Below are 16,808 nucleotides of genomic sequence, written 5' to 3'. Positions count from 1 at the left end.
GCCTCAGACGCCGTCCTTGTGGCCGTTCGCGACGAGCAGCTGCTCCATGCTCTCGTGGGCGCGGGCGGCCTCGGTGTTGCTCTCGTCGTGGAACGTCCTGAGGTACTGGAAGAGGACGCTCACGCAGGCGTCCCGCCCCTCGTACTGGGCGTCGTCCACGAGCCGGCAGTCCTTCGAGATCTCCCTCAGCCGCCCGTCGGGAGTGGTGTACACCGGGTGCCAGACCAGCTTCACGTCCGGGTTCAGCCGCTGGACCAGCCGCAGCTGCGGGATTTCCTGCGAGATGAGGACGCTCTCGGGGGCGTAGGCCCGCATGAAGATGTGCACGGGTCCGGTCGCACGCGCCACGAAGGCCTTGGACAGCACGTTCCACATCGGCGTCTTCAGCTTCCAGTCCGAGTGCACCTCAAGGACGTTGAGCACGCCGCCGATCCGGGTCCGCTCCAGCGGGGTGTGGCCTTTCCCGTACGCGTAGTCGCTGGCCGCGATCCCGCCCGACCACAGGGCCATGGTGGGCGTCCTGATCTCCAGGTGCTCCGTCATGAGCCTGACGAACTCCTGGTACCACGTGTTCGACGCGCGCAGTTCGCGCCGCTCCTGGTGGTCGGCCGTCCTCGCCCTGGCCTCGTCGTTCAGCGCGCCCTGCGAGTCGACCCCGCCGAGCAGCAGCTGCCACGCGTCGTCCGCGGCGGCCTGGGGGATGCCCGCGGCCCTCGTCAGCTCCTGGTACGGCCCCCACTCGGGGTGCTCGGTGGGCCGCGTGGCGTAGTGCTCGCCCGTGCCCCCCGTCTGACGCTGCACCCAGAGCGAGACGGCCGCGTTCCCCGCGCGCCGCTGCAACGCGGCCAGGCCCGTGGGGGGCGCCGCACGCCCGGCGGCGGCCCGCGCCGTCGCCTGCCGCTGCGAAGCTGTCGTCCGGGTCTCGCGCACGCTCATCCGCCCCTCCGGTTGCTTCCGCCGATCCTAGACGCGGCGGGAGCAAGCGGAAGAGTGCGAAAGGGCAAGCAGGAGGGCATGCGCGACCCCCGCGCCGCCTACAGGTACTTCTTCAGCTCCCGCCGGGCGAGCGAGCGCTGGTGCACCTCGTCGGGACCGTCCGCGAGCCGCAAGGTCCGGGCCGCCGCCCAGAGTTCGGCCAGCGGGAAGTCCTGGCTGACGCCGCCCGCGCCGTGCAGCTGCACCGCCCGGTCCAGGATGTCGACCACCGCGCGGGGCGTCGCGATCTTGATGGCCTGGATCTCCGTGTGCGCGCCCTTGTTGCCGACGGTGTCCATCAGCCAGGCCGTCTTGAGGACGAGCAGCCGCAGCTGCTCGACCGCGACCCGCGCGTCCGCGATCCACTCCTGCACGACGCCCTGCTGGGCCAGCGGCTTGCCGAAGGCGGTGCGGGCCACCGCCCGTTCGCACATCAGCTGAATGGCCCGCTCCGCCATGCCGATCAGCCGCATGCAGTGGTGGATGCGCCCCGGACCGAGCCGCGCCTGCGCGATGGCGAAGCCGCCGCCCTCCTCGCCGACGAGGTTGTCGACGGGCACCCGGACACGGTCTAGGACGACCTCCGCGTGGCCTCCGTGGTAGTGGTCCTCGTACCCGTACACCCGCATGGCGCGCCGCACTTCGAGACCGGGGGTGCTGCGCGGGACGAGCACCATGGACTGCTGCCGGCGGATGTCCGCGCCGTCCGGGTCGGTCTTGCCCATCACGATGAAGACGCCGCAGTCGGGGTTCATCGCGCCGGAGATGTACCACTTGCGGCCCGTGATGACGTAACTGTCGCCGTCGCGCTCGATGAGCGTGGTGATGTTCGTGGCGTCGGAGGAGGCCACCTCCGGCTCGGTCATCGCGAAGGCCGAACGGGTCTCACCGGCGAGCAGCGGCTCCAGCCAGCGCTTCTTCTGCTCGTCGGTGCCGAACTGCGCGAGCAGCTCCATGTTGCCGGTGTCGGGCGCCGCGCAGTTCAGCGCGGTGGGCGCCAACTGCGGTGAGCGGCCGGTGATTTCCGCGAGCGGCGCGTACTGGAGGTTGGTCAGTCCCGCGCCGTGCTCGGCGTCGGGCAGGAACAGATTCCACAGGCCCTGCCTGCGGGCCTCGGCCTTCAGCTCCTCGACGACGGCGGGCGTGTCCCACGGCGAGGCCAGTGCGGCGCGCTGCTCGTCGGCGACCGCCTCCGCCGGGTACACGTGCTCGTCCATGAAGGTGAGCAGCCTGGCGCGCAGCTCTTCGGTGCGGGCGTCGTATGCGAAGTCCATGGCGTGCGTCTCAGCCTTCCTGTCGTCCCCGGAGCGTGGCGCGGCCGTGCTCGATGAACACGGGCACCAGCTCGCCGATCCGGTCGAAGCCCGCGCCGACCGTCTGCCCCAGCGTGTAGCGGTAGTGAATGCCTTCAAGGATCACGGCGAGCTTGAACCACGCGAACGCCGTGTACCAGGAGACGGCCGACACGTCGCGGCCCGAGCGGGCGGCGTACCGCTCGATCAGCTCGGCCGGGTCGGGGTGTCCCGGCGCGCCCGCCGTGGTGCTGACGGGGGAGTCGGGCACCTCCAGCTTCGCGCTGTACATCACGAGCAGGCCGAGGTCGGTGAGCGGGTCGCCGAGCGTGGACATCTCCCAGTCGAGGATGGCCTTGATCCGGTCGTCGTCGCCGATCAGGACGTTGTCCAGGCGGTAGTCACCGTGCACGACCGTGGGCGCGGGGGAGTCGGGCAGTGCGCGGCCGAGCGCGGCGTGCAGCTCGTCGATGCCGGCGAGCTCGCGGTTGCGGGAGGCGTCCAGCTGCTTGCCCCAGCGGCGCAGCTGCCGGTCGAGGAAGCCCTCGGGCCGGCCGAAGTCGCCGAGCCCCACCGAGGCGGGGGCCACCGCGTGCAGGTCCACGAGGGTGTCGACGAGGCCGAGGACGGCGGCGCGGGTGCGCTCGGGGCCGAGCGGCGCGAGCTCCTGGGCGGTGCGGTACGGCGTCCCGTCCACGTACTCCATGACGTAGAAGGGCGCCCCGATCACGGCGTCGTCCTCGCACAGCAGGACCGGCGCGGGCACCGGCACGTCCGTCGGGTGCAGGGCCGCTATGACCCGGTGCTCGCGCTTCATGTCGTGCGCGGTGGCGAGGACATGGCCGAGCGGGGGGCGGCGGACGACCCAGCGCGAGGCGCCGTCCGTCACCGCGTACGTGAGGTTCGACCGGCCGCCCTCGATGAGCCGGGCGGTGAGCGGCCCGCCGGCCAGACCTGGCCGCTCGCGGTCGAGGTGGCCGCGCAACTGGTCGAGGTCGAGGCCCGGCGGGTGGTCTGAGCTCATTTTCTGCTCCTGGTCGGCGTGGTGGCTGCTGCCACCCCATGATGCCGACCAGTCGGTATGCCGTCCAGAGGCTACCGGGCGGTCAACTCAGTGGTCGTCCCAGTGCCCGTCGTGCGCCGCGTGCCGGTGCCCGTCGTGAAGGTAGTCGACGTGGTCGCCGTGGGTCACGGAGTCGTGGCCGCAGCCGTCCCCGTGCCGGTGGTCGTGGCCCTGGTGCGCGGTGTGCCCGGTCGGCTCGCACTCGTCGTAGTGGTCGGAGTGCAGGCGGTGCATGTGGCCGTCGTGCGCGTAGTCGACGTGGTCGCCGTGCGGCACCTCGGGGTGGCCGCAGGCCGGGCCGTGGACGTGGTCGTGGACCGGGTGTTCATGGTGGAGCGTGGTCATGACGCACACCTTCTGTGACGTGGGGAGAGGGGTGCCGCCCGGGGAGGGGTGACCCTCTCAGGCTAGCCCCTGATGCCCTATTAATTCCGTTGTGCGACCCTTGTTGATGTTTCGATGACCTCCGCGAAGGCGACCCTGTGAGGGCACTGGCATGAAGGCGATCAGCTACCGCAGCTACGGCGGACCCGAAGTCCTCGAGTACGGGGAGGTCCGCGACCCCAAGGTCGGCCCGGACTCCGTCCTGGTGAAGGTACGCGCAGCGGCCGTGAACCCCGTCGACTACAAGTGCCGTGAGGGGCACCTCGACGGGCTCATCGACCCGGTCTTCCCCGTGATCCCCGGCTGGGACGTCTCGGGAGTGGTGGTCCAACCGGGCGCCGCCGCACCGGAGTTCGCCGTCGGCGACGAGGTCATCGGCTATGTGCGCGAGGACTTCCTCTCCCGCGGCACCTTCGCCGAGTACGTCGCTGCGCCCGTACGCACCCTCGCCCGCAAACCGCGCAACCTCACCTTCCCGGAGGCGGCGGGCCTGCCGCTCGCCGGGCTCACCGCCTACCAGGTCCTCAACGGGGCCCTTGAGGTGACCGAGGGGGACGTCGTCCTCGTACACGCGGCGGCCGGTGGTGTCGGCTCGATCGCGGTGCAGCTCGCGCGGCACGCGGGCGCCCGCGTCATCGGCACCGCGAGCGAACGCAACCACGACTACCTGCGGGAGCTCGGCGCCGAGCCGGTCACCTACGGGGACGGGCTCGTGGACCGGGTCCGGGCGCTCGCCCCCGAAGGCGTCGACGCCGCCTTCGACACGGTGGGCGGCGACACGCTCAAGGCCTCCGCCGAACTCCTCGCCCCCGGCGGCCGGCTCGCGTCGATCGCGGACGGCGGGGTGATCGGCCTCGGCGGCCACTACTGCTTCGTCCGCCCCGACGCGGCCGACCTGCGGCGCCTGACCGAACTCGTGGAGCAGGACGTGGTGACCGTGCACGTCGACGAGACGTTCCCGCTGGAGCGGGCGGCCGACGCACACCGGCGCAGCGAGGAGGGCCGCACCCGGGGCAAGGTGGTCGTGACGGTCGACTGGGACGACTGACCCGCCCCTGCGGTACGCCGCGCGCCTCACACCACCATCGTCGCCGCGCACACCGCAAGGGCGAGGGTGCACAGCGCCGCCGTCCGCGCGGCCCGGAGCGTCATCGTCCGGGGCGCGCGCGCCGTCAGCGCGACCATCCTGCGGTGCGCGACCGCCAGGAAGCCGAGCCAAAGGAGCAGGCACAGCGCGCAGGACAGCAGGCCCGGCGCGGTGGGCCCGGCGTGCAGCACCGCGCGGGCGGCGAGCACCGCGGCGACCGTGGCCGACAGCGTCGTACGCCGCCAGGCCAGACGCGTGCGCTCCGGCTGCAGCCCCGGGTCACGGACCTGCCGCCCACCGTCCCGGCTCACCCCTCCCACCCGAAGAGCACGACGATCACCATGGCGAGCGCGACCACCGCGACCGCAAGGCTCAGCACGGTCGGGAACCGGCTGGTCGGCAGGTCCTCGCTGCGCCGCATCGCACGCTCGCACCGCACCCAGTGGTTGACCGCGCGCAGTGAGCACAGGACACCCGCGGCGAGCAGTGCCAGGGCGAGACCGATCCGCCAGCCCCAGCGCAGGTCCGGCAGGAACTGGTCCACGGCGAAGCCGCCGCCGATCAGCGCGAGGGCGGTGCGCAGCCAGGCCAGGAAGGTGCGCTCGTTGGCGAGCGAGAAGCGGTAGTCGGGGGTGTCGCCCTCCTCGCGGATGCGCTCGGGGGCGAACCACAGCCGCAGACTCTGTACGAAATTGCTCACCGCCGCACCATAAGCCGTGCTGATCACGGGGCGGGGCAGCCCCTCAGGCGCCCGCGCGGAAGGCCTTCAGACGCCGGTACGCGTCCAGCCCGTCCGGCACCCACTCCCACTCCCCGAGCCGCCGCTCCAACTCCTCCTCGGTGAGGAAGGTGTGCCAGGCGACTTCCTCGGCCTGGGGGTGCACCGGCACCTCGCAGCGCACCTCGTAGAGGTACGACCACCAGGTACGGCCCGCCCCGCCGTCGTACAGGAACTTGAACAGCGGTACGGGGCGCGGCAGGCCGCGCACGCCGAGCTCCTCCTCGGCCTCGCGCAGGGCGGCGTCGTCGTAGGACTCACCGGCCCCGACCACGCCGCCCACGAACATGTCGTACAGCGAGGGAAAGACCAGCTTGGCCGGGGTGCGGCGGTGGACGAAGACGCGGTCGTCGGCGTCCCGCGCGAGGACGAATGTGCAGCGGTGGCGCAGGCCCCGCGCGTACGCCTCGCCGCGCGGGGCCTCGCCGACCACCTCGTCGTGCTCGTCGACGATGGTGATGATCTCTTCGCTGGGGTCGGGCACGGGCCGGCTGTCGCTCCTCATACCGGCCATCCAACCTCACTGGCCCATGACGTACTTCACGGTCGGTCCTGCCGTCCAGCCGCCGTCGACGGCGAGTTCGGCGCCCGTCACGTAGGACGCGGCGTCCGAGAGCAGGAAGACCATGGCGCCCGCGATCTCGTGCGGCTCGCCGACCCGGCCCATCGGGGTGTTGGGGTACTTGCCCTCGCCCTGCTCGATGCCGACCTGGGCGGTCATCGGGGTGTACGTCATGCCCGGGTGGACGGAGTTGACGCGGATGCGGGCGGTGCCGAGCTCGACCGCGCCGATCTTGGTGAGGCCGCGTACGCCCCACTTCGACGCGCCGTACCCGGCGGTGAGCGCGAGACCCATCAGGCCGGCCGCGGAGGAGACGTTGACGATCGAGCCGCCCCCGGCCTCCTTCATGGCGGGCACGACGGTCTTCATGCCGATGAAGACGCCGGTGAGGTTGATGTCGAGGACTCTGCGGAAGTGCTCGACGGACTCCGACTCCAGGAACTGGCCGGTGGATATCCCGGCGTTGTTCACCAGGCCGTGCAGAGCGCCGAACTCGGCGACCGCGAGGTCGGCGACACGCCGCCAGTCCTCCTCGGACGTCACGTCGTGGCGTGCGAAGCGGGCACGCTCCCCAAGGTCCGCGGCGGTGGCCGCGCCCTCCTCGGCCAGGACGTCGGTGAGGACGACGTTCGCTCCGGCGGCGACCGCCTGGCGGGCGGCCTCGGCGCCCAGGCCGCGGGCGGCACCGGTGATGACGATCGTCCTGCCGGTGAGGTCGTACTGGGTCATGAGCTGGCTCCAAGGGTGGGTCGCGGGGCCCGCAGCAGGGCCGCGGTGGTCTGGACGAGGTCCGCGAGGAACACGTCCTCGCCGGTCAGGGGGGTGCTGCCCGCCAGGTACTGGCGGGCGCGGTCGCTCATCGCGGCGCCGATCAGGGTGAGTGCGAGGTCGAGCCGTTCCAGGCGGACCGGCTCGGGCAGCTCGGCGGCGAGGCAGTCCTCGAGCCGCCCGATCAGCGACCAGTAGACGGTGCCGTCGAGGGTGGGGTGCGGGGTGCGGGTGCGGACGCCGCTCTCGTGGCTCAGCTGGGCGGAGACGCGCAGGCAGCGGCGCCCGCGCTCGGTGCGCAGCTCGGTGGCCTCGGCGCTCACCAGAGCGGTGAGCAGCCCGCACAGCCCGGCGGCGTCCGCACCGGCGCGTTCCAGTTCGGCGGTGAGCACCTGCTCCGTACGGCGCTGGCGCTCCGCCATCACCGCGTCGAGCAGACCGCCGCGCGAGCCGAAGTGGTACTGCACCGCCGAGGGGTTGCTCTGCCCGGCGAGCCGGACGATGTCGCGCAGCTGGGCACCGTCGACGCCTTGGGCGGCGAAGACTTCCTCGGCGGCACGGATGAGCTTCTCGCGGGTCTCGGGACCTGAGGTTCGGGCCATGCGACAACTCTAATGCTGGCCATTATTAAAAGCGAGGGCAATGCAGCCCGTCCGGCGTTCGAGGACGAACCCGGCGAAGCCGGTGATGAACCGGCAACACCTCATCGCCGGTCCACATACCCCCGCACAGGCCCCCGGCCAGACCCCGGCATCGCGGGATGCAGACCCAACAGCACCACCCCCGCCACGATCGCCGCCAGCCCCGCCGCCTGCCAGGCCAACGCCCCCGTGTCGGTCCGCAGCCGGTCCCCGAGGAACCCGACGCCGCACGCGATCCCGGCCAGCGGCTGCGCGGCGGTCAGCGCGGGCAGCGACATCCGCAGCGGCGCCGTCTCGAAGGCACTCTGCACGAGGATCAGCCCCGTGACGCCGAGCACCGCCACCCCGTACGGCTGCCAGCCGGTGAGCACCTCGGAGACCCCGCCGTCGGCGAACCGGTCCCCGGTGATGCGTGTCAGCGCGTCCTGCACCCCGAAGAGGAGTCCCGCGGCCAGCGCGAGCAGCACCGGGCCCACGCCGAACTCGGTCCTCTTGGCGAACGCCGTCAGGAGCAGCGCCGCGCCCACCATCACACCGAAGATCAGCCAGTGCCGCAGCGGACTCGTCACCGCGTCGCCGCCGCGCGGCTGGCCCGCCACGATGAACGCGGTCACCCCGCCCGCGAGCAGGATGAGTCCGGCCCAGCCCTGGCGGCCCAGCGACTGGCCGGTCTGGTGCCGGGAGAGCGCGAGGGCGAAGAGCAGTTGGGTGGTGAGCAGCGGCTCGACGAACGAGATCTCCCCGCGGCCGAGCGCCAGCGCGCCGAGCACCATGCCGCACACCATCAGGCCGATGCCGGCCAGCCACCGGGGCTCCCGCATCAGGTCGAGGAGCAGCCGGGGTGAGAGGAAGTCGCTCAGCGGCGCGTTCTGCGCCACGTTCTGCTGCAGGACGAAGCCCAGCCCGAGGCAGCAGGCGGCCCCGAGGGAGAGGGCGAGGATCAGTACCGACACGTCACATACCTCGGGGGGTCGGGGGCCAGGCCGGGGCGCGCGAAATGGGGACTTCGCCGACCATAGTGGCCCATCGATCGCGCCACGCCCGGGAGCCAAGGCCATTCCCCGGCCCTGTTTCGGTTGACGTCGGCCATCGGGCTACCGAGGATCTGACCCACCGGTAACCACGCGGAACCACGCGGGACCCTGTCGAGGAGGACGACCCCTATGGCGTACGACGCAGATGTGATCGTGATCGGGGCGGGACTCGCGGGTCTCGCGGCGACCGCGGAGCTCGTCGACGCGGGGCGCCGGGTCATCCTCCTCGACCAGGAGCCCGAGCAGTCGCTCGGCGGCCAGGCGCACTGGTCCTTCGGCGGTCTCTTCTTCGTGGACTCGCCCGAGCAGCGGCGGCTGCGGATCAAGGACTCCCACGCGCTGGCGCTCCAGGACTGGATGGGCACGGCCGGCTTCGACCGTCCGGAGGACCACTGGCCGCGCAAGTGGGCCGAGGCGTACGTCGACTTCGCGGCCGGTGAGAAGCGGCCCTGGCTGCACGGGCAGGGCGTGCGGTTCTTCCCGGTGGTCGGCTGGGCCGAGCGCGGCGGCTACGACGCGCAGGGCCACGGGAACTCGGTGCCGCGCTTCCACATCACCTGGGGGACGGGCCCGGGGCTGCTCGCGCCGTTCGTGCGGCGGGTGCGCGCGGGGGCCGCGCGCGGCCTCGTCGACCTCAAGTTCCGGCACCGCGTCACGGGGCTCTCGCGCAGCGCGGGCAGCGTCGACACGGTGACAGGCGAGATCCTCCAACCGTCGTCCGTCGAGCGGGGCAGGGCCAGCGGCCGCGAGGTGACCGGAAGCTTCGAACTCCGCGCCCAGGCCGTCATCGTCACCTCGGGCGGCATCGGCGGCAACCACGACCTCGTACGCGCCCAGTGGCCCGAGCGGCTCGGCACACCGCCCAAGAAGATGATCTCGGGGGTCCCCGCGCACGTGGACGGCAGGATGCTCGGCATCGCCGAGGAGGCCGGGGCGCACCTCATCAACCGCGACCGGATGTGGCACTACACCGAGGGCATCGAGAACTGGAACCCCATCTGGGACCGGCACGGCATCCGCATCCTGCCGGGCCCCTCGTCCCTCTGGCTCGACGCACGCGGCGACCGCCTGCCCGTGCCGCTCTTCCCCGGTTTCGACACGCTCGGCACCCTCGAGCACATCATGAGGACCGGCTACGACTACACGTGGTTCGTGCTCAACCAGCGCATCATCGGCAAGGAGTTCACCCTGAGCGGGTCCGAACAGAATCCGGACCTGACCGGGAAATCCGTGCGCGGTGTCATCGACCGGGCGCGCGCCGACGTGCCGGGGCCCGTCAAGGCGTTCATGGACAACGGCGTCGACTTCGTCGTCGAGAAGGAGCTCGGCGCCCTGGTGCGCGGCATGAACGCGCTGGCGGCGGAGTCGGCGGGCCCCCTCATCGACGAGGCCGCCCTGCGCAGGACCCTCGCCGCGCGCGACCGCGAGATCGCCAACCCGTTCACCAAGGACCTCCAGGTGACAGCGGTCCGCGGCGCCCGCAAGTTCCTCGGCGACCGGCTCATCAGGGCCGTCCCCCCGCACCGCGTCCTCGACCCCGCGGCGGGCCCCCTCATCGCCGTACGCCTCAACATCCTCACCCGCAAGACCCTCGGCGGCCTGGAAACCGACCTCTCCTCGCGGGTCCTGACCCAGGGCGGGCAGTCGCTGCCCGGTGTGTACGCGGCCGGGGAGGCCGCCGGGTTCGGCGGCGGCGGAGTGCACGGCTACCGCTCCCTGGAGGGCACCTTCCTCGGCGGTTGCCTCTTCTCGGGGCGCACGGCGGGCCGCGCCGCCGCCCGAGCGGTGAACTGAGGCCGCAAGGGGCTGGCGCAGGTGGCGGGTGAAGTCTGGTGATTTCGAGATGACTTGGTGAAGAACGGGGACACTGCCGGGCCTTGACGTGGAGTGGTGCCTACCGCTTTGCTGTGCGTGATCATCCGTACGCAAGCCGCGCCGGGGAGGACGTCCCGCGGTGTCACCACCCCCACCCCCACTGGGCCGTTCCCGCAAGAAGGCCTCCGCGCACGCCTTCGACGCCGCACTCGACGACGCCGAACTCGTCGCCGCGCGGGCCGCGTTGGCGCAGGGCCGCTGGACCGAGGTCCGTGCGCTGCTCGCCGCGACCGGCGACGACTGGGACCGCAGGGGACACCGCTTCGACGTCCTCGGACAGGTGCCCACCACCACCGCGTGGGCCCGCGACTGGCGCCTCGCCGAACCCGAGAGCCACGACGCCGAGCTGCTCCTCGCCTTCGCCGCCGTGCACAAGGCGCTGCGCGGCAAGGCCCGTTCGGACACCGTCCGCGACCGGTGCCGCGAGGCCGCCGCGCGCGTCCCCCACGATCCGACGCCCTTGCTCGCGCTGCTCCTGCTCGAACGCTCACTGGGCCGCGAGGAGGATGTCGTACGCCTCTTCGACGAGGTCCGCCACCGCCATCCGGAGCACCACCACGCCCACCACCTGATGGTGGCCCGGCTCGCCGAACGGCGCCCCGGCGCGGGCCAGGACCCCCTGCACGAGGTGTACGACTTCGCGGCCTGGGCCGCCGAACAGGCGCCCGCAGACTCGCCGCTGGCCGTCCTGCCCGTCGTCGCGCACGCCGAGCGCTACCGCGTACTCGCCACCGCGGGCCTGGAGTCGCCCGACCCTCTCGTCTCCGGGCACTGGACCGGGCGGCGCGCCCGCGGCGTCATGAAGGCCGCCCTCGACTGGTGGCTCGCGTGGGAGAGGGCCCACCGGCCCGGCCACCCGCGCTGCCTCATCGACCTCAACTTCCTCGCCCACGCGAAGACCTGCGAGGGCAGGGCGGCCGAAGCCGCCGCGCTCTTCCACCGCATCGGACGGCACGCGACCCCGGCCCCCTGGTCGTACCCGGACCGGGACCCGTACCCGGCGTTCACCGCCGCCCGGACCACCGCGTTCGGCCCGTCCTGACCGGCTCGGCCCGACCGCCCCGGCTCGACCCACCGCAACCGTCCCCCGATCCGTACCCCCGAAAGGACAACCGCGCCATGGCGACGGGAAGTTCGAGCCCGAGCGGCATCAGAGCATCCGGCGAACCGGCGGGCGACGCCGGGATCAGCACGTACAAGGGACAGGAGCGGGCGCTGCGAGCGGGCCGGCTCGGCACGGCAGGGCTGCTGCTGTCCGTGCTCGCCGCGACCGGGCCCCTGATGGTCGTCGCCGGCGTCATGCCCACCACCTACGGCGTGATGGGCATCGTCGGCCAGCCGCTGCTCTTCCTCATCCTCGGCGTCGTCCTCGCGCTCTTCAGCCTCGGCTACGCCGAGATGAGCCGGCACGTGCACAACGCCGGAGCGTTCTACGCGTACATATCCCGTGGCCTCGGCGGCACTGCCGGCGCGGGCGCCGCGCTGGTCGCGCTCGTCGCCTACAGCGCCCTCCAGGCGGGCCTGTACGGCCTTCTCGGCTTCGAGGTGTCCGGGCTCCTGGACACGTACGTCGACATCGAGGTCGCCTGGTGGATCCCGGCGCTCGTCACCGTGGCCGTGGTCGCCGTCCTCGCCTGGCTGAAGATCGACCTCAACGCGCGGGTGCTCGGTGTCCTGCTCCTCATCGAGGTGGCGCTCGTCGCCGTCTTCGACATCGCGGCCCTCGCCGACCCGGGCAAGGAGGGCCTGTCGCTGCACGCCTTCAACCCGGACACCCTCAGCGGCGCGGGCGTCGCCACGTCCCTGTGCTTCTGCATCGCGGCGTTCACCGGCTTCGAGCAGGCCCCCGTGTACGCCGAGGAGACCAGCCGCCCGCAGGTCGTGGTCGCCCGCGTGATGTTCTTCGCGGTGGGCTTCGTCGCCGTCTTCTTCGCGGTGAGCTCCTGGGCGCTGACGGTCGCGGCGGGCCCCTCCGGCATCGTCCCCGCGGCGCGGGAGCAGAGCGCGGGGCTGCTCTTCGGCCTCACCGAGTCCCGGCTCGGCGCCACCTTCACCGACGTGCTCCACGTCCTCTTCGTGACCGGCATGTTCGCGGCGATCCTCAGCTTCCACAACGTCGTCGCGCGCTACGCGTTCGCGATGGGGCGCGAGAAGCTGCTGCCCGCGGCGTTCGCCCGCACCAACACCTCAACGGGTGCGCCCGGCACCGGTTCGCTGCTCCAGACCGTCATCTCGGTGGTGGTCGTCGTGGCCTTCGCCGTCGCGGACGACGGGGCGGCGGGCGATCCCACCGCGCCGGTCCTGCACCTGTTCACGTGGGGCGGCAACATCGGGGCGCTCGGCGTGATCCTCCTGATGGCCACCGCGTCCGTCGCCGTGATCGTCTTCTTCGCCCGCCGAGGCGCCGCGCGCGCCCAGGCCTGGCGCATCACCGCGTCCGCGCTCGCCACGGTCGGCCTGCTCGTCATCGCCGGCTACACCGTCAAGGACTTCGACGTCCTGGTAGGCGCGGGCGAGGGCTCCACGCTCAGCTGGGCGCTGCCCGGCGTCATCCTCGCCGCCGCGGTGACCGGCGTGGCCTACGGGGCGTTCCTGCGCTCCACGAACCCGCAGGCGCACGCGCGGATCGGACTCGGCAACGAGGCGTTCCAGCTGGAGAAGGCGTCGTCGTCGCCGGGGGGAAATCCCAGCCCCTCCGGCGACTGAGGAGCGGGGTCCGGGGGCGCCCCGAGCCGGGTCGCCCCCGAGCCTCAGATGATCAGCGACAGCAGGAGGACCAGTCCCCCCGCCACCACAGAGATGATCGTCTCCATCACCGACCACGTCTTCACCGTCTGGCCGACGTCCAGGCCGAAGTACTCCTTCACCAGCCAGAACCCCGCGTCATTGACGTGCGAGAAGAACAACGACCCCGCACCGATGGCGAGCACGAGCAACGCCGTGTGCGCCGTCGACATGTCCGCGGCGAGCGGCGCCGCGAGCCCGGCCGCCGAGATCGTCGCGACCGTCGCGGAACCCGTCGCGAGCCGGATGGCCACCGCGATCAGCCAGGCGAGCAGCAGCGCGGGGATCGACCAGTCCTTGGAGAGGTCCAGGATCATCTGGCCCACGCCGATGTCGATGAGCGTCTGCTTGAAACCGCCGCCCGCGCCCACGATCATCAGCACGCCGGCGATCGGGGCGAGCGACTTCTCGACGGTGGTGGACAGCCGGTCCTTGGTGAACCCGGCCGCGCGGCCCAGCGTGAACATCCCGACGATCACCGCCGCGAGCAGGGCGATCAGCGGCGAGCCGACGACGTCGAAGACCCGCTGCACCGTGGTGCCGGGATCGTCGACCACGATGTCCACCAGCGCCTTGGCCAGCATCAGCACGACCGGCAGCAGCACGGTGGCGACCGTGACACCGAACCCGGGGCGCTTGTCCAGCTCCTCCGAGGGCCGCTGCGGGATCATCTTCTCGGGCGCGGGTACGTCCACCCACCGCGCCGCCACCCTGGAGAACAGCGGTCCCGCGATGATCACCGTCGGGATCGCGACGAGGACGCCGAGCGCCAGCGTGACGCCCAGGTTGGCCTTGACCGCGTCGATCGCGACGAGCGGTCCCGGGTGCGGCGGGATCAGCCCGTGCATCACGGAGAGACCGGCGAGCGCCGGGATGCCGATGCGCATCAGCGAGTAGTTGCCGCGCTTGGCGACCATCAGGACGACCGGGATCAGCAGCACGATGCCGACCTCGAAGAAGAGCGGCAGCCCGATCACCGAGGCGATGAGGACCATCGCCCAGGGCATCGCGCGCCCGCCCGCCCTGGCGAGGATCGTGTCGACGATCTGGTCGGCGCCGCCGGAGTCGGCGAGCAGTTTGCCGAGGATCGCGCCGAGCGCGATGAGGACACCGACGCCCGCGACGGTCGAGCCGAGCCCGCCCGTGAAGCTGGCGATGGCCTTGTCGAGCGGCGCGCCCGCGAAGGCCCCGAGCGCGAGCGAACCGACGGTCAGCGCGAGGAACGCGTGCAGCTTGAACTTGGTGATGAGCAGGACGATGACGGCGATGCCCGCGAGAACGGCGATCCCCAGCTGGGCGTGGCCCGCCGAGGTGATCGGCTCGACGGAATCCGCTGCCAGCATCTCGACGCTGAGATGGGTCACGGTGCTTTCCTTGTACGTGAGTGAGTCGTGCCCCGACAGGGGCGCGGGGAACTGCGCGACCAGCCACATGCGGCCCGCAGCAGAAGAACCTCCGGCGGGAGCACTCAGCCGAGTCGACCGAGCGCCTCGACCGCCCGGTCGGCAATCTCCTCCGGGGACCCGGCGACGTCGACGTCGACGCCCACCTCATCCGCCCCGAGAGGCTCCAACGTGGCGAACTGCGAATCGAGCAGCGCGGTCGGCATGAAGTGCCCCTGCCGCTGCCCCATCCGCTCCTCGATGAGGGCCCGGTCACCGGTCAGGTGGACGAAGACGACGCCGGGAGCCGCGGCCCGCAGCCGGTCCCGATAGCTCCGCTTCAGCGCCGAGCTGCTGACCACCCCGCCCCGGCCGGCGCGCCCGTGCGCCCACGCGCCGATCGCGTCGAGCCAGGGCCACCGGTCGTCGTCGGTGAGCGGCGTGCCGGAGGTCATCTTCTGGATGTTCTCCGGCGGGTGGAAGTCGTCGCCCTCGGCGTACGGGACGCCGAGCCGGTCCGCGAGCAGGGGCCCGATCGTGGTCTTGCCGGTCCCTGCCACGCCCATGACTACGACGACGTGGGGGGTGCGCCGTTCCTGCATCGCGTCCTGCCTCGCTGTCTTCATCGACATCGGTCGGTTGTTCACGTCACTGAAACCCATTAGGTCTGACGAATTCAAGAGCGTGTGACATAAAAGTCTGACTTATTGTTCCGGGTGTGCCCCTCGTAGGCTTCCGTCATGACCGCACAGGCCCGAGGGCTGCACTCCCGCGTACTGGAAAGCCTCGGGCCCGCCATCACCGCCGGCGAGTACCCGCCGGGCAGCGTGCTGCGCACGGACGAGCTGGCCCAGCGCCTGGAGGTGTCCCGCTCCGTGATGCGCGAGGCGGTCCGGGTCCTTGAGTCCATGCACCTGGTCGCCTCCCGCCGCCGCGTGGGCGTGACCGTACTGCCCACCGAGGAGTGGAACGTCTACGACCCGCAGGTCATCCGGTGGCGCCTGGCCGGCGCCGACCGGGCACGGCAGCTCCGCTCGCTGACCGTCCTGCGCTCCGCCGTCGAGCCGGTCGCCGCGGGGCTCGCCGCCCGGCACGCCACGGCCGCACAGTGCGCCGAGCTCACCGAGTGCGCCCTCGGCATGGTCGCCCACTCCCGGGGCCACCAGCTGGAGGGCTACCTCCGGCACGACGTCGCCTTCCACCGGGTCATCCTCAACGCCTCCGGCAACGAGATGTTCGCCCGGCTCGGCGATGTCGTCGCCGAGGTCCTGACCGGACGTACCGCACACCAGGTGATGTTCGAGGACCCGGACCCGCCCGCCGTCACCCTGCACGTCAAGGTCGCCGAGGCGGTCAGGGAGGGCGACGCGGCCCGCGCGGAGGCCCTGACCCGGGAGATCGCCCTCGGCGCCCTGGACGAACTGGACATCCTCGCCCCCTGACACCGGGCGCGGCACGCGGCACGCGGTTGGCGGTACCTGAACCCCGCGCGCGAACCCCGCGCGCGGCAGCCCGCGCCGGTCGGCCACAATGGACGGCATGTCCCGACGCGCCGCCCGCCCCACCGCCACCCCCTGCCCCTGCGGGCACCCCGAGCCGTACGAGCGGTGCTGCGGCAGGCTGCACCGGGGCGAGGCCGCCGCGAGGACCCCCGAAGAGCTGATGCGCTCCCGCTACAGCGCCTTCGCCGTGCGGGACGAGAGCTACCTGCTGCGCACCTGGCACCCGCGCACCCGGCCGCCGCGCGTGGAGTTCGACCCGGCGCTGCGCTGGACCGGCCTGGAGATCGGCGCGACCTCCGAGGGCACCGCCTTCCACACCACCGGCACGGTCACCTTCCGGGCCCGCTACACCGACGGCGGCCGCCCCGACTCCCTGCACGAGAAGAGCCGCTTCGAGCGGCTCGACGGCGCGTGGGTCTACGTGGACGGCACCTTCATCGAATAGGCGCCGGCCCGGCACCGCCACCCGTCGGGACCCGGCCACCGCGCGGACCGCGCGCGTGGGACTGCTGGGGAGCGTGAACTCACACGGGGTGTGAAAGGCGGTCCGGCGCACGTACACCGCACTCGGTTGACAGCCGCCCACGGGCCCAAACGCTCTGCCCCGCCCGCCTGTTCGACACCGGGCCGCGGTCGCGTACATAGGCGGGAACCGCCGCTGCGGCCCACCGGCGCTGCCAG

The 16,808-nt window shown here is 72.2% G+C and carries 18 protein-coding genes; 6 read left to right on the top strand and 12 right to left on the bottom strand.

Annotation, left to right across the window (positions count from 1 at the left end; all coding sequences use genetic code 11):
- Positions 1-3: 3 nt before the first annotated feature.
- From AC07DI_RS24710 to AC07DI_RS24695, 4 genes are all read right to left on the bottom strand, one after another.
- Complete coding sequence (locus AC07DI_RS24710) at positions 4-936, bottom strand: hypothetical protein (protein WP_478906130.1); 933 nt, start codon at positions 934-936, stop codon at positions 4-6.
- Between the two features lie 98 nt (positions 937-1,034).
- Positions 1,035-2,249: an acyl-CoA dehydrogenase family protein gene (locus tag AC07DI_RS24705; protein WP_478906129.1), complete on the bottom strand. Its 1,215-nt coding sequence runs from the start codon at positions 2,247-2,249 to the stop codon at positions 1,035-1,037.
- Between the two features lie 10 nt (positions 2,250-2,259).
- The gene (locus tag AC07DI_RS24700; RefSeq protein ID WP_478906128.1) at positions 2,260-3,291 is read right to left on the bottom strand and encodes a phosphotransferase family protein; all 1,032 of its coding nucleotides are present in this window, start codon (positions 3,289-3,291) and stop codon (positions 2,260-2,262) included.
- A gap of 87 nt (positions 3,292-3,378) precedes the next feature.
- Positions 3,379-3,675: a hypothetical protein gene (locus tag AC07DI_RS24695; RefSeq protein WP_478906127.1), complete on the bottom strand. Its 297-nt coding sequence runs from the start codon at positions 3,673-3,675 to the stop codon at positions 3,379-3,381.
- 151 nt (positions 3,676-3,826) lie between these two features.
- On the opposite strand from AC07DI_RS24695, the gene AC07DI_RS24690 reads away from it, so the two are divergent.
- A complete protein-coding gene (locus AC07DI_RS24690) occupies positions 3,827-4,762 on the top strand; it encodes an NADP-dependent oxidoreductase (RefSeq protein ID WP_384251533.1) in 936 nt (311 codons plus the stop codon).
- A gap of 26 nt (positions 4,763-4,788) precedes the next feature.
- On the opposite strand, the gene AC07DI_RS24685 is transcribed toward AC07DI_RS24690, so the two are convergent.
- From AC07DI_RS24685 to AC07DI_RS24660, 6 genes are all read right to left on the bottom strand, one after another.
- Positions 4,789-5,112 (bottom strand): DUF202 domain-containing protein, encoded by a 324-nt coding sequence (locus AC07DI_RS24685; protein ID WP_384251535.1) that lies wholly within the window; start codon positions 5,110-5,112, stop codon positions 4,789-4,791.
- On the bottom strand, positions 5,109-5,501 hold the full coding sequence (locus tag AC07DI_RS24680) for a YidH family protein (protein WP_384251538.1): 393 nt from the start codon (positions 5,499-5,501) through the stop codon (positions 5,109-5,111). Before AC07DI_RS24680 ends, AC07DI_RS24685 begins: the two co-directional genes overlap by 4 nt.
- 43 nt (positions 5,502-5,544) lie before the next feature.
- Positions 5,545-6,084, bottom strand: coding sequence for an NUDIX hydrolase (locus AC07DI_RS24675; protein WP_478906126.1), 540 nt, complete (start codon positions 6,082-6,084; stop codon positions 5,545-5,547).
- 15 nt (positions 6,085-6,099) lie between these two features.
- Positions 6,100-6,870, bottom strand: a complete 771-nt coding sequence (locus tag AC07DI_RS24670; protein WP_478906125.1) for a glucose 1-dehydrogenase — start codon at positions 6,868-6,870, stop codon at positions 6,100-6,102.
- The gene (locus AC07DI_RS24665; RefSeq protein WP_478906124.1) at positions 6,867-7,511 is read right to left on the bottom strand and encodes a TetR/AcrR family transcriptional regulator; all 645 of its coding nucleotides are present in this window, start codon (positions 7,509-7,511) and stop codon (positions 6,867-6,869) included. Before AC07DI_RS24665 ends, AC07DI_RS24670 begins: the two co-directional genes overlap by 4 nt.
- Before the next feature lie 101 nt (positions 7,512-7,612).
- Positions 7,613-8,503: a DMT family transporter gene (locus AC07DI_RS24660; protein WP_384251547.1), complete on the bottom strand. Its 891-nt coding sequence runs from the start codon at positions 8,501-8,503 to the stop codon at positions 7,613-7,615.
- Between the two features lie 210 nt (positions 8,504-8,713).
- Here AC07DI_RS24660 and AC07DI_RS24655 point away from each other — a divergent pair, with 210 nt between their 5' ends.
- The 3 genes from AC07DI_RS24655 (at position 8,714) to AC07DI_RS24645 (ending at position 13,165) form a co-directional block, all read left to right on the top strand.
- Positions 8,714-10,378: an FAD-binding dehydrogenase gene (locus AC07DI_RS24655; RefSeq protein ID WP_478906123.1), complete on the top strand. Its 1,665-nt coding sequence runs from the start codon at positions 8,714-8,716 to the stop codon at positions 10,376-10,378.
- A 160-nt stretch (positions 10,379-10,538) separates the two neighbouring features.
- Positions 10,539-11,501, top strand: coding sequence for a hypothetical protein (locus AC07DI_RS24650; RefSeq protein ID WP_478906122.1), 963 nt, complete (start codon positions 10,539-10,541; stop codon positions 11,499-11,501).
- 77 nt (positions 11,502-11,578) lie between these two features.
- Entirely contained in the window at positions 11,579-13,165 is a 1,587-nt protein-coding gene (locus AC07DI_RS24645) for an APC family permease (RefSeq protein WP_384251556.1), read from the top strand.
- A 44-nt stretch (positions 13,166-13,209) separates the two neighbouring features.
- Here the strand turns inward: AC07DI_RS24645 and AC07DI_RS24640 are convergent, their stop codons facing one another.
- Positions 13,210-14,607, bottom strand: a complete 1,398-nt coding sequence (locus AC07DI_RS24640) for a GntT/GntP/DsdX family permease (protein WP_384251559.1) — start codon at positions 14,605-14,607, stop codon at positions 13,210-13,212.
- Between the two features lie 104 nt (positions 14,608-14,711).
- Positions 14,712-15,227 (bottom strand): gluconokinase, encoded by a 516-nt coding sequence (locus AC07DI_RS24635; protein ID WP_478906205.1) that lies wholly within the window; start codon positions 15,225-15,227, stop codon positions 14,712-14,714.
- A gap of 138 nt (positions 15,228-15,365) precedes the next feature.
- On the opposite strand from AC07DI_RS24635, the gene AC07DI_RS24630 reads away from it, so the two are divergent.
- Complete coding sequence (locus AC07DI_RS24630) at positions 15,366-16,067, top strand: FadR/GntR family transcriptional regulator (protein ID WP_384251562.1); 702 nt, start codon at positions 15,366-15,368, stop codon at positions 16,065-16,067.
- 97 nt (positions 16,068-16,164) lie between these two features.
- Entirely contained in the window at positions 16,165-16,572 is a 408-nt protein-coding gene (locus AC07DI_RS24625; RefSeq protein ID WP_478906121.1) for a YchJ family protein, read from the top strand.
- Positions 16,573-16,808 lie beyond the last annotated feature (236 nt).

The organism is Streptomyces sp. NPDC044106 (genome assembly GCF_056433985.1).
This window is presented reverse-complemented; position numbering and strand designations above follow the sequence as displayed.

Bases quoted from the DNA above. Each gene is read 5' to 3' on its own strand.
- AC07DI_RS24675 (WP_478906126.1), bottom strand. From the start codon at position 6,084: ATGAGGAGCGACAGCCGGCCCGTGCCCGACCCCAGCGAAGAGATCATC.
- AC07DI_RS24665 (WP_478906124.1), bottom strand. From the start codon at position 7,511: ATGGCCCGAACCTCAGGTCCCGAGACCCGCGAGAAGCTCATCCGTGCC.
- AC07DI_RS24655 (WP_478906123.1), top strand. From the start codon at position 8,714: ATGGCGTACGACGCAGATGTGATCGTGATCGGGGCGGGACTCGCGGGT.
- AC07DI_RS24635 (WP_478906205.1), bottom strand. From the start codon at position 15,227: ATGCAGGAACGGCGCACCCCCCACGTCGTCGTAGTCATGGGCGTGGCA.
- AC07DI_RS24670 (WP_478906125.1), bottom strand. From the start codon at position 6,870: ATGACCCAGTACGACCTCACCGGCAGGACGATCGTCATCACCGGTGCC.
- AC07DI_RS24710 (WP_478906130.1), bottom strand. From the start codon at position 936: ATGAGCGTGCGCGAGACCCGGACGACAGCTTCGCAGCGGCAGGCGACG.
- AC07DI_RS24700 (WP_478906128.1), bottom strand. From the start codon at position 3,291: ATGAGCTCAGACCACCCGCCGGGCCTCGACCTCGACCAGTTGCGCGGC.
- AC07DI_RS24645 (WP_384251556.1), top strand. From the start codon at position 11,579: ATGGCGACGGGAAGTTCGAGCCCGAGCGGCATCAGAGCATCCGGCGAA.
- AC07DI_RS24630 (WP_384251562.1), top strand. From the start codon at position 15,366: ATGACCGCACAGGCCCGAGGGCTGCACTCCCGCGTACTGGAAAGCCTC.
- AC07DI_RS24625 (WP_478906121.1), top strand. From the start codon at position 16,165: ATGTCCCGACGCGCCGCCCGCCCCACCGCCACCCCCTGCCCCTGCGGG.
- AC07DI_RS24695 (WP_478906127.1), bottom strand. From the start codon at position 3,675: ATGACCACGCTCCACCATGAACACCCGGTCCACGACCACGTCCACGGC.
- AC07DI_RS24690 (WP_384251533.1), top strand. From the start codon at position 3,827: ATGAAGGCGATCAGCTACCGCAGCTACGGCGGACCCGAAGTCCTCGAG.
- AC07DI_RS24705 (WP_478906129.1), bottom strand. From the start codon at position 2,249: ATGGACTTCGCATACGACGCCCGCACCGAAGAGCTGCGCGCCAGGCTG.